We start from the raw sequence: 11,570 nt of genomic DNA, 5'->3' as shown, positions 1-11,570 counted from the left end.
GCGGACTTGGTGCTTCTGCTGAAAATAAAAGCTGACAGCCTGCTTCCAGCCGCATTTGAGAATCCTCAACCGATGGCTGGCGCTACAAGGACTGCATTTCTAAATTCAGCACATAATGCCCAAGCTGCAAGTTTTCCGTCCACAGTTCATACTCCACGCGCAGGTGACGGGGCTGGGGATCGGAAATCAGCTTCAGGTGGCGCGTATAGTTCCGCAGGCGCATCTGATCGCTCATACCCAGGTCGCCCGACTGCGATCGCAGCCAGTAGCGGCTGATGCCGTAGACCCCTTGCTCCCAAAAGTGGCGATAGCTGATGCTGCCATTGCCCTGCATGGTCATAATTACGCGGTAGGGGGAAATTTCGAGCCAGAGCAGGTGGGGCTGCTGGGCCTGGTCAGCCGAAGTTTCCCCCTCGGAATAGTCCATAAACAGCGGCTCCGTTAGCACGACGTGATAGCGGCCTGGCTCTTTTTCATAAAGAGCGGCAGAGGCTTCCACCACCGACCAGAGCGGCGAATTCAGCGACATCCAGGACAGACAGACTGGCTGGCGATGTTCGGTGAGCATGGCTAAAAAGGGCTGGGACTAAAAAGGGCTGGGAAAATGATTTTTTATCCAGTCAAACAGGTTCAATCTTGCCAGATTCGCGAAATAGAACGAAATAGAATCTGTCGGCAGAGAACGCAGTTCGGCCAGTGATCCGGCCTTTGCACTGCTCTGGTAGCGTAGTAGACGCAGCGATGGCGCAGCACGCTCGACGAGGCAATTGCCCACCTACGGAACTATAGCAATGCAGACGGCTTCTATCACCCTCAAAACCACCGAACATCATCATGTGCTGACAATTTCGCCGCCTGTGGATCTGGCACTGACGGGGGCGATCGCCATTCCTGGCGACAAGTCGATTTCGCACCGGGCGCTGATGCTGGGGGCGCTGGCAGAGGGCACGACGGAGATTCGCGGGCTGCTGCTGGGGGAAGATCCGATGAGTACGGCGGCCTGCTTTCGGGCAATGGGCGCAAAAATATCTGAACTGAATACGGAACTGGTGACGGTGGAGGGCATCGGGCTGGGGCGGCTCCAGGAACCCGCCGACGTGCTGAATGCGGGCAACTCTGGCACCACGATGCGGCTAATGCTGGGCATTTTGGCATCCCACACAGGGCGATTTTTCACCGTCACGGGCGACGCATCGCTGCGATCGCGCCCCATGTCTCGCGTGATCCGTCCGCTGCAAGAGATGGGCGCACAGATCTGGAGCCGCGCTGGGGGCCTCGCGCCACTGGCCGTGCAGGGGCAGGCGCTGAAGCCGATTCACTACATCTCACCCATTGCCTCCGCCCAAGTGAAATCCTGTATTTTGCTGGCGGGGCTGGCGACTGAGGGCAAAACGATCGTCAGCGAACCGGCGCTGTCTCGTGATCACAGCGAACGGATGCTGCGGGCCTTTGGCGCGGAGATTCTGGTTGATCCCGACACCTGTAGCGCGGCAGTGGTGGGCCCAGCGCGGCTGACCGGGCAGCCCGTCGTGGTTCCTGGCGACATCAGTTCGGCGGCGTTTTGGCTGGTGGCCGGGGCGATCGCCCCCGGTTCTGACTTGCTCATTCAAAATGTCGGTGTCAACCCAACGCGCACAGGCATTCTCGACGCGCTGGCGCAGATGGAAGCAGACGTGACCCTGGAGAACGCCCGCGAGGTGGCAGGCGAACCCGTCGCCGATCTGCGCGTGCGCGGCCACAATCGGCTGAAGGCGGGCCACATCGGCGGCGACCTGATCCCCCGGCTGATTGACGAAATCCCCATTCTCGCGGTGGCAGCCGCCTTTGCCGAGGGAACGACCGTCATCTCCGATGCCGCCGAACTGCGGGTGAAAGAGAGCGATCGCCTCGCCGTGATGGCAACCCAGCTCAGTCGTTTGGGCGCAACCGTCACCGAGCGTCCTGATGGTCTGGAAATTACGGGCGGCAAACCCTTGCACGGAGCCGAGGTGGATAGCTACACCGACCACCGCATTGCCATGAGTCTGGCGATCGCCGCCCTCCGCGCCACAGGCCCCACGACGATCCACCGTGCCGAAGCCGCTGCGGTTTCCTATCCAGGGTTTGTGGACACGCTGAGGCAGGTGGTGAGGTGAGGGGGCGAGAGGCGGGAATAAGAAAAAAGAAGAACGAAGAACGAAAAACGAAAACTAGACCTCTTCGTTCTTCCCTCTTCGTTCTTCCCTCTTCGTTCTTCCCTCTTCGTTCTTCCCTCTTCGTTCTCACCCGCTCCCCTGCACGACATACTTCAGCGTGGTCAGCGTTTCGAGCGTGATTAGCCCGCGCCGATGTCCTTTTTGGTTGGACATGCCGAGGGCGATGGGGCTGCCCTGCTTGGGGTTGCGATAGAACCGGGGCGAGGCGTTGATATAGGTCGTGGCGCTGTTGATATGCAGGGCAAACTGGTGGCTTTCCTGGTAGGATTCGGTCACCAGGCAGTCGGCGTGGCCGCTGCTGTAGCGATTCATCAGGGCGATCGCCTCTTCCAGTCCGCTGACTGCACGAAAGGCAATCGTGTTGTCCAGGTAGGGGCGCTGCCACTCGTCGTCTTCCGTCAGAACCAGATCCGGAAACTCCGCCACCAGCCCCGCATCGCCCCGCAACTGAAAGCCTTTTTCGCGCAGGCTGCGCCACAGGGCTTGCAGCGTGTTGGGGTCGTGGTGGGTGCTGATCAGCACTTTCTCGATAGCGTTGACTGGATCAGGTTCGCTCTGGTGGCTGTCTAGAATCATGCTGCGGGCCAGATCCAGGCTGCCGGAGGGCGACCAGTAAAGATAGCAGTTGCCAATTGCCGTTTTTAGCACGGGCACTGTGGCCTGGCGGATGACCTGGTTCACCAGGCTGACGCGGCCGTAGGGAATCACCAGATTGACGTAGGCATCTTGGGTCACCAGTTCGCGGATCGAGTCGCCCTGGTCAGTCGGAATCCAGCCGAGGGCATCGGTGGGCAGGCCGGCTTCCTGGAGGGCGAGTTTCAGCGTGCTGGCGATCGCCTGGTTGGAGTTGCTGGCTTCGCTGCTGCCCCGCAGGACGATGCTGTTGCCCGTGCGAATACACAGCCCAGCGGCGATCGCCCCCAGTTCGGGAAACGCCTCATACACCAGCGCAATCACGCCCAGCGGCATGAGCTGGCAATAGGACTGAGAATGGCTGAGGGAATAGGGAATCGTCAGCATTTGCTGCGTGGGGTCTGCCAGTTCCGAAAGGCGCTGCAAAATCTTGACCACCGCCTCGATCCGCTCCGGCGTGAGCTTCAGCCATTCCAGCACCAGATCGGGCACGGCCATTTCTCGGCTGGCTTCGAGATCTAGAGTGTTGGCCTCAAGAATATCGTCCTGCTGATCCTTCAGCACCTCAGCCATCACCTGGAGTGCCCGACTGCGATCGCCCCCTTTCATCGCAGCCAAATGTCCCGCCGCTGCATAAGCTCGATGAAGCGTGGTCAGCAAGTCGGCTGGGGAGTCTAAAGAATCCTGACTGTTAGAAAACACGGTGAAAAATTGTGGAAAATGCTGCCATTCATTGCATGAAACAATGAACTGCACAAAGATCGCCTCGAAAATCTACATGTTGCGCGAAGTATCACGCGAAATCGTACTGCACTGAATTTATTGCACTGGATTTACTGCACTGAATCTACTGCACTGAACTTACTGCACTAATCTATTGCACTAAATCTATTGCATTAATGTATTAATACAGCTTTAACCTGTAAGGCTATTACCTGTAAAGCTCACGACTGTAAAGCTTTTGGGGAGCCGTTTAGTAGCGTTTCACAATAGCACAGCGCGATCGCCCTGTCCCAATCACATTCCAATCACATTTCAGTGACAGTTTGGTCAGTGACAGTTTGGTCAGTGACAGTTTGGTGACGTTGCAGCCCATGACGGATGAGCAGAACTGGGTTTTCGGCAGACTATCGCCGACAGGCCAGCCACAGCATAAACGCCAGCATGACCGACAGCACCAGCGCCGCCACCACCCGAAACGCCACCTGAGAGCCAGCGGGTGCGCTCAGCGTAGTCAGCAGCAGCAGAAACACCAGCGCAAACATAAACAGCAGCGTCAGCGGCACATAGCCCTTTCCCAGGGATGGGTTCACCACAATCCACTGGTGGCCGTTCCAGCGCCACGCCCGCTTGTAGGGATAGTTGGTCGAAAGCTGCTCAATCGTATGTCCGCTGTCTTGCACGACGAAAATTTGCTGACATCGGTCGCAGCCAAAGGCATCCGTCAGGGCGATGGGTGTCAGCTTGCCCCGACGACGACAGGGACAGGGGTAGTCGCCGTTTAGGTCGATTTTGTGGGGTTTCTGAGTTTGCACAAGCAGAGCAGCGGTGAGTGTGATGCAAGCGGTGCAGGGTCTAGCGCATTGGGAGCAACGACCGTGAACCCAAAGGCTGCTGGGGGCGATCGCCCTTCCCGCGCAGCCGCAGACGAACTAGCGCTAATCCATGATTCATTGACTATCGTCAACCGGACTATCGTCAACCGGACTATCGTCAACCGACCCATCCTCCAACCTTCGTCAGAGAGGTTGGTTTGGGTGTGACTTGATGCGTGATCCTGGACAGGCTTCTAGGCAGCGACCCAGACTTTTCCCAAAGCTTCTGCCGGGAACTGGAGTTGCGAATACCCAGATTCAGCCCGATTCTAACATTCCCGTTTGCGGGAGTCAGTGACAGAGAACCGTGGACTGAGGGCCGTGGACAGGAGAAACACGAGCGCGATCGCCCGCTTCCCAGCCCATCCAACCCGTCGTGTCATCAGCACTGGTAAGACTCTCTAGACTCATCCTACAGGGGCAAGCTGAGAGATCAGTGGAAAATTCGCTTAAGCTTGGATAAAGCCTGCAAGCCCAGCGAAAATCGAGCAGAAAGGTGTCTTGATTCACGAAGATGCTAAAAGCGGACGCATTAGGCACACTGGTTGAGCAGCGCCTACTCAACACGACCTTGCAGCAGATTGAACTCGTTCACAAACTACCACTGGCTCCTAGAACCAGCTCAGAAACAAAGCGGGTAACGCGATTCGAACGCGCGACATTCACCTTGGCAAGGTGACGCTCTACCACTGAGCTATACCCGCGAAACACGCTTCAAAAAAAGCGCAATTACTATTGTGTGTGAGAGGTCACTATTTGTCAACCTGGGCCAAAGATTTTTGCAGATTTTTGGGGGGACGATGGTCTACTCCGCCGCGGCGAGCGAGACAGGGGGCTAGTTCAGGGTGCTGATGATAATTCCCAAGAAGGCGAAGATGCCAATCACCATCAGGGCGATCGCCACAGACAGCGCATTGGAGCGTCGCGACGTGTAGAGATAGTCGTCTCGCTGAATGCGCCGCAACTCCCGCCGATGCTCGATCGCCGCCGACAGAACTGCGTATAGCCCGACTGCGATGAATGCTAGCCCAATAATTCTCGACAGGTACATGGTCTCCATATCGTCGAGCCTGCGGGTTCGCTGAATCGCCGTCACGATCTGGTCAATGCCAAAGCCAAAGCCAATCAGCGAGAGCGAGGTGCGAATCCACGCCAGCAGCGTGCGTTCGGCGGCGGCTCGGTTGCGCTCTTTGGCGAGTTCGTTGGTCAGGTTGCGGGGCGCGTCGGGCATGGGCGGGCGAGTGTAGCCTAGTAGCGGCGGCGGCTGCGCTGGGTCAGGCTGACGTAATAGAGCAGTTGCATGAGGGAAGTAGCCGCAGCGGCGATGTAGGTCCAGCCTGCGGCACCGAGCATTTGTCTGGCTCCCTGGCGCTCCTCTGGCGTATCCAGCAGCCCCGCATCCTCCAGCAGCTTTAGTCCCCGACGGCTAGCATCGATTTCGATCGGCACCGTCAGCAGGGAAAAGACCACCATCAGCCCAAACATGAGAACCCCAATCCACATCAGCCCCACCATGCCAAACATGAAGCCCAGCAAGAAGGCCATGTAGGAAATCGTCGGCGTGAATTGCAGCGCAGGCAGCAAGAAACTGCGGGCAGCGATCATCGGCGAACCCGTCTGGTATTGCTGGACATGCCCCAACTCATGGGCGGCGATCGCCATTGATGCAATCGACGGCTGGGCGCACACGGGTTCCGATAGCCGCACCACATTGGTTCGCGGATCGTAGTGGTCGGTCAGGGAGCCGCGCGTTGGTTCCAGCGGAATCGACTTCAGCGACGTGCGATTAAAAATGGTCTGAGCAACCTGCATTCCGGTGTAGCGTTCGCTGTTGGGCACTTGGCTCCATTTGGCAAAGGCGCTTTTGAGGCGACCCTGAACCAGCATGGAAATTAGCATAGTGGGCAACATGACCCATAGTAAGTAGGTCGGATCGTAAAAGAACATAGTTTCAGGAAAAGTTTAGTAGATAAGATTTGATGGTTTTAATCCAGTTTTTGAAGGGTAATTTGAACAACGACTTGAACAGAGATTTGAACAGTAGCTTGAACAGTGAGATGACCCTTCGACGCTCTAGTTGCTGATAATACTTGCAGATAAGCACTTGTAGATAAGTTCTTATACCTTAAAGTAAACAGCCTAGGTAGTGTCTTAAACCTTTCTAGGTCGTTGATTGCCTTCCAGCGATCCCCCTAAATCCCCCTTAATAATGAGGACTTCCAGCGATCCCCCTAAATCCCCCTTAATAAGGGGGACTTCCGGCGTTCCCCCCTTTTTAAGGGGGGCTAGGGGGGATCGAAAGGCTCTAAAACACACCCTAGCACTAGCCTCCTACATCCAAAAGCGGACAAACTCTTGCTTGGCAAACTCCACGCTGCGATAGCGCCGCAGTTGGTAGAGAAATCCGGCGATCGCCAGTCCGCTCCACAGCAGCAGCCAAAACCACGAATCCCGAAAAATGGGCAGCAGCGTGTTGCCTGCGTTCTTCAAATCCTCAATCGAGACGCGCCCATTCAGCAGCAGCAGCGACAGCACCAGCGCATTTGCTCCGCCCTGAGCCGACAGCAGCATGACAATATACTTCTGCCAGTTTCGCACGTAGGTCAAGACCCCCAGCACCAGCCCCGATCCGAGGGCCACCAGCGCGGGCAACGTCCCCTGCTGAAAGCCAAGAATAGCCATGATGCTTGATCCAAACAGCGCACCCGTAGCTCCGCCCATCAGCGCCACGCCCACCTCATAGAACTGCCAGCAAAAAATTGCCAGCAAAATTCCCAGCACCAGCCCGACCGTTAGCCCCGTTGTGGTAGCCAAAAAGCCGCCACCCAGCAGCAAAAACACGGCCTTTGCGCCCAGCCACAGCCCCGCAAAAAACGACCAGACGGGCAGCATCACCATGAAAAAGCGGTAGCCCCCAAAGCAGAGGAGTACGCCGAAAACTGCTGAAAACAGCGCCAGCAAGATAGGTCTTAGCATAGGTATCTAAAAAAGCGTATCTTAAAAACCTATCCAAACCTATCTAGAAAGGAGCGCAGGGCGCTGTTATCCAGCAAACCGAACTGCCCGTAGAAGGGGCTTAATCCACAAGAATCAATAATTATTGCGGACTTGTTGCAGAAATGCAGATTTGATCCTGTTCTGCCCTCCACCTATCCTGCGCCCAGCAGGGCCGACGGCGGCTGCAAAACCTGCGCCAAGTTGAGCAAAAAAATGGGCGGGCTGTCGTCCGTTGGCAGGATCAGTCCGCTGACGCAGCGAATTCCGCCTTCTTGCTGGTAAAGCACAGACAATGGCTTAAAAGCGGATTCTGTGAAGCGCTTGAGAGCAGGTGGGCCATCAATTTGCAGCCCAATGACATCCCCTTGCAGGCTATAGACCAGAATTAGGTATTGGGTCGTAACGGCGTTACTGAAGGTTTGCCCAAGCGTGGAATATTTTGTGACCTCTTGTGGGTCAATCTGCGTTCTGGGTTCTAAGCATTGAGTGGATGTTGGTGTGTTCGCAAAGATGCGCTGCTGGAGGTTTAAGACGGGAATATTTTGGTCATGATCGCGGGCGATCGCCGTCCCCATTCCTTCTTGCTGGGCATAGAGACGATCAATTTCGATGACCCGATGCACGATTGCTAATGGCAAAGCGAACAGTTCCTGCCGGAGTGGAAAAACCAGCAGTTGACGAGTGATCTCGACGGGTTTAGAGCGCAGCGCTCGCAGAGAGTTCAGAAGGGTCATGAATGTGTTGTGCCAGGGTGGACAGGAGAGTTTGCTCGTTGTAGGGTTTTGAGAAATAGGCGATCGCCCCCAGGCTTAGCGCCAGTTGGCGATGTTTGGCGCTAGTGCGTGAGGTCAGCATGGTGACGGGCAAATGCTCAAACTGCGGGTCAGATTTCACTTTCGCCAAAAAGCCGTAGCCGTCTAAACGCGGCATTTCGATATCGCACACGACCGCGTTCACCTGAAGCCCAGCCCGCAGCTTTTCGACCGCTTCCTGTCCGTCTTTTGCTTGCTCAACCTGATAGCCCGCTTTCTCCAGGGTAAGCGCCAAAAATCGGCGGACGTTGATCGAATCGTCTACCACCAGAACGGCGGGCTGCTGCTCCACTGGGACAGCGCGACCTAGCAATCGGCGATCGGCATTCATGAGGCTGAGCTGGCGATCGCCCAGTTGGGAAGACCTGGGCACCACTGGGCCGGCTGCCTCGGTGCTGGCAATCCAGTGCAGCAATTCTGGGACATTGACAAGCGGCACAACGCGCCCATCACCCAGAATGGTGCAGTTGCTAAAGCCAGCAGGAAGCGGAATGGTGCTATGGATACGGCGCACCGCAGTTTCCTGTTCGCCCCAACAAGACTCGATTTGGATGCCAAAGATTTGACTGTTGTGTTCCACCAGCAGCACGACTGGTTCGCTAATGCTAGGGGGTGTTTCTAGGCGATAGGGATGACGCGGCCCAGGAAATCGGAGCCAGCGTGATAGAACCACCAGCGGAATCAAGTTGCCTTGCACGTTCAGCATTTCGCTGTCGCCCACCCGAACAATATGCTCTGGCTCAAGCTTCAGCATTTCGCCAATCACGTCGCTCGGAAAGCCAATCAGCATGTCGTTGCTTTCGGCGATTAGCACACGCACAACAGACATCGTGAACGGCACTGAGAGTGTAAACGTTGTGCCTTGCCCTGCTTTGGTTTCTACTTTAATATCGCCGCGAATTTGCTTGAGATGATCACGCACCACATCCATGCCTACGCCGCGACCCGATAGCGACGTAACCTGTTCCTTGGTACTGAAACCGGGTTCAAAAATGAGGGAGACGAGTTCCTCTTCGCTGGCCACCCCCAACAAGCTAGGGTCTAGCCCCATGGCGATCGCCTTGGCGCGGATTTTTTCAATCGGGATACCTCGTCCATCGTCTTGGATGGTGATAAATGTGCGATTGCCCCGATGAAAGGCTTGAATTTTAATCACGCCTTCTTCTGGTTTACCCTGAGCCAGCCGGGTTTGCGGATCTTCGATGCCATGATCGAAAGCATTTCGCAGCAAATGCATCAGTGGATCATTGAGCGCTTCCAGGATGTTGCGATCAATCAGTGTGCCAGCGCCATTGACCTGAAGACGCACCTTCTTGCCATATTGCAAGCACAGTTCCCGCAGAGCGCGAGGGAAGCGGTCAACCAAGTCAGACAGCGGCCGCATCCGGATTTGAGTCAGTCGAGACTGGAGTTGGTTTGCTGTTTTGTCTAGGGTGCGAGATGCCTGCTCGACTTCCTCAAGGGTCAGATCGATGTCTGTGGTAACTTCTTGAACCTGGACGATGGTTTCTAGAATGTCCTGCGAGAGCGAGTGAACATCTTCATATCGATCTAGCTCCAGCGCATCAAACCCATTGCCCAACCCAGCGCCAAACCCACTCCCTGGACGATGCTCAGACCCAGGAGGAATAGCTGAGGATGGGATCTGCTGGAACAGATCGGTGGCTGGGGCTGGAGATGGCTCGGTGCTGCCGTCTGAGGGGCTGTTGTGGAGCTGGGCTATTTGGGGGCGATCGCCCGACTGGGCAGCACGCGCCTCACTGCTTGGGAGCAGGTTGAGGGCGGAGGAGAGGGGCGATCGCCCAACATCAGTCGCCAATCGATCATAGGTCGTTCGCAGTTCGGAGCTAGCCTGTTCTAGCGTTTGCACCCGGTTGTTTAGCAGCCGCGTCAAATTCCGAAGACGTTTGAGGTAGAGGTTGAGCGCGTTGCGGTCAATCGTCAGCTCACCAAACAAGTCACTCAGTTGGTTCAACTGCTGCACCGACACCCGCACCGTATTCTCTTGGGTCGTCTCAGTGGCGGGTGCGTTGCTGCTCCAGCGGCTTTGCGGAGCCGGGGCTACGATGGGGCGGTCAACGGGGCGATCAACGGGGCGATCAACGGGGCGATCAACGGGGCGATCGCCCGACAGGGAGCGACCCGCAACATCAGCACCGACCTGATCCTCTACCTGATCCTCTAACAAAGGAGGCTGTGCCGACGGCTCAGATAAGGAAGCCGAAAGCGTGAAATCGGCAATCTCTTCCCCATCCAACCCTTCAGAGATACCAGAGATTTCGGTCGTTGCCAGCTCTGTTGCAGGCGCTCCGTAGTCCACCCCTGCGTATTCCAGATCGACATAGTCTGCAACCGCATGATCTGCCGCCGCAACTTCCTCTTGCACCCCAGAATGGTCTGCTACCTGGGCAGCAATCGTTTCGAGAGGAAGTGTGATTTCCTCATCAGAGGACGTTGCAAATGCCGACGCTCCCGCCATTTCAGCGCTCCAGGAAGGTGCAAAAGACCCAGCTCCGGAGGTTTCAAGCTGTATCGCCGTAGGAATGGCTGCCAGGTTGCCAGTCAAAACGAGCGCCTGCGCCCGCCGCCAAGCCTGCAACGCCGTCTGCGCCAAGGTAGAAATGGCAGTTGCATTGGTCGCTTCTGTCTGAGCCGTTTGGACACCAATGGACTGACACAGTTGGGAAAAGCTCTCGATCTGGAGCATCTCCCCCAAGCCCTCTAGCTCCTGGGCCAAAATTTCGACTTCTTCTTTTAGGCGGGGAGACTGTTCATGAATTGCCGATTCTAGCCGCTGCAAACAGCCCTCGACTTCGGTTTCAAACAGCAGGGGAATGATATCCTGTCCGTCTTCAGGAGATAGGAGCGAGTAGGCATCTTCATCCTGGGGCGTGCCTAGCCGCTCGTGAAGTTGCTGATAGGCGGGTTCAATCTGTTCCAACAGCCAAGCCGGGGCAATGGTTGGACGGGGGCGATCGCCCTCTGTAGACAGACTTTGGCGATCGCAGGCAATCACCCTCCCCAACCCATCCACACACTCCAACAAAAGCTGTTCCAGACTGCCATCTACTTCCAACGATTGGCGCTGCACCTTCAACACCTTCAGCCCATCTTCTAGGCGATGCGCCAAATCACTCAAGCTTTGAAAGCCCATTAGACCCGCTCCCCCCTTAATAGAGTGAGCAGCCCGCAGTGCCTCGTTGATCTTGTCTGCATCAATCGCTTGGGCCAGCCCGAGCAGTCGAGATTCTAACGTCCTCAAATATTCTTGAGCTTCCTCCAAGAATTGCAGTTGGATTTCAAGTTCCTTGTCGTAGACCATAATGACTCTCTATGAA

General features: G+C 56.2%; 9 protein-coding genes and 1 tRNA gene. 1 reads left to right on the top strand and 9 read right to left on the bottom strand.

What is annotated here, in order from left to right:
* Positions 1 to 82 precede the first annotated feature (82 nt).
* The gene (locus IGS51_RS06455) at positions 83 to 568 is read right to left on the bottom strand and encodes a hypothetical protein (RefSeq protein WP_205370766.1); all 486 of its coding nucleotides are present in this window, start codon (positions 566 to 568) and stop codon (positions 83 to 85) included.
* A gap of 223 nt (positions 569 to 791) precedes the next feature.
* Between IGS51_RS06455 and aroA the strand changes: the two genes are divergently transcribed.
* Positions 792 to 2,135 carry a 3-phosphoshikimate 1-carboxyvinyltransferase gene (gene aroA, locus IGS51_RS06450; RefSeq protein ID WP_297077299.1) on the top strand — a complete coding sequence of 448 codons (1,344 nt, stop codon included), beginning with the start codon at positions 792 to 794 and terminating at the stop codon, positions 2,133 to 2,135.
* 126 nt (positions 2,136 to 2,261) lie between these two features.
* Here the strand turns inward: aroA and IGS51_RS06445 are convergent, their stop codons facing one another.
* From IGS51_RS06445 to IGS51_RS06410, 8 genes are all read right to left on the bottom strand, one after another.
* Complete coding sequence (locus IGS51_RS06445) at positions 2,262 to 3,530, bottom strand: glutamate-5-semialdehyde dehydrogenase (protein WP_297077297.1); 1,269 nt, start codon at positions 3,528 to 3,530, stop codon at positions 2,262 to 2,264.
* Between the two features lie 425 nt (positions 3,531 to 3,955).
* Complete coding sequence (locus IGS51_RS06440; protein WP_277773970.1) at positions 3,956 to 4,363, bottom strand: hypothetical protein; 408 nt, start codon at positions 4,361 to 4,363, stop codon at positions 3,956 to 3,958.
* Between the two features lie 692 nt (positions 4,364 to 5,055).
* Positions 5,056 to 5,127, bottom strand: a tRNA-Gly gene (locus IGS51_RS06435).
* Positions 5,128 to 5,258: 131 nt separating this feature from the next.
* Entirely contained in the window at positions 5,259 to 5,654 is a 396-nt protein-coding gene (locus tag IGS51_RS06430) for a DUF202 domain-containing protein (protein WP_297077294.1), read from the bottom strand.
* Positions 5,655 to 5,671: 17 nt separating this feature from the next.
* Positions 5,672 to 6,370 carry a zinc metallopeptidase gene (locus IGS51_RS06425; RefSeq protein ID WP_297077292.1) on the bottom strand — a complete coding sequence of 233 codons (699 nt, stop codon included), beginning with the start codon at positions 6,368 to 6,370 and terminating at the stop codon, positions 5,672 to 5,674.
* A gap of 384 nt (positions 6,371 to 6,754) precedes the next feature.
* Positions 6,755 to 7,399, bottom strand: a complete 645-nt coding sequence (locus tag IGS51_RS06420) for a DUF4203 domain-containing protein (protein ID WP_205370767.1) — start codon at positions 7,397 to 7,399, stop codon at positions 6,755 to 6,757.
* A gap of 173 nt (positions 7,400 to 7,572) precedes the next feature.
* Complete coding sequence (locus IGS51_RS06415) at positions 7,573 to 8,154, bottom strand: chemotaxis protein CheW (protein ID WP_297077288.1); 582 nt, start codon at positions 8,152 to 8,154, stop codon at positions 7,573 to 7,575.
* The gene (locus IGS51_RS06410) at positions 8,117 to 11,554 is read right to left on the bottom strand and encodes a hybrid sensor histidine kinase/response regulator (protein WP_297077286.1); all 3,438 of its coding nucleotides are present in this window, start codon (positions 11,552 to 11,554) and stop codon (positions 8,117 to 8,119) included. The genes IGS51_RS06415 and IGS51_RS06410 overlap by 38 nt, the downstream gene beginning before the upstream one ends.
* Between the last annotated feature and the right edge of the window lie 16 nt (positions 11,555 to 11,570).

This window comes from Thermoleptolyngbya sp. M55_K2018_002 (genome assembly GCF_015295965.1).
In the GTDB taxonomy this organism is placed as follows: domain Bacteria; phylum Cyanobacteriota; class Cyanobacteriia; order Elainellales; family Elainellaceae; genus Thermoleptolyngbya; species Thermoleptolyngbya sichuanensis.
Note: the sequence above shows the minus strand (reverse complement) of the source record. Positions and strands in the feature narration are given on the sequence as shown.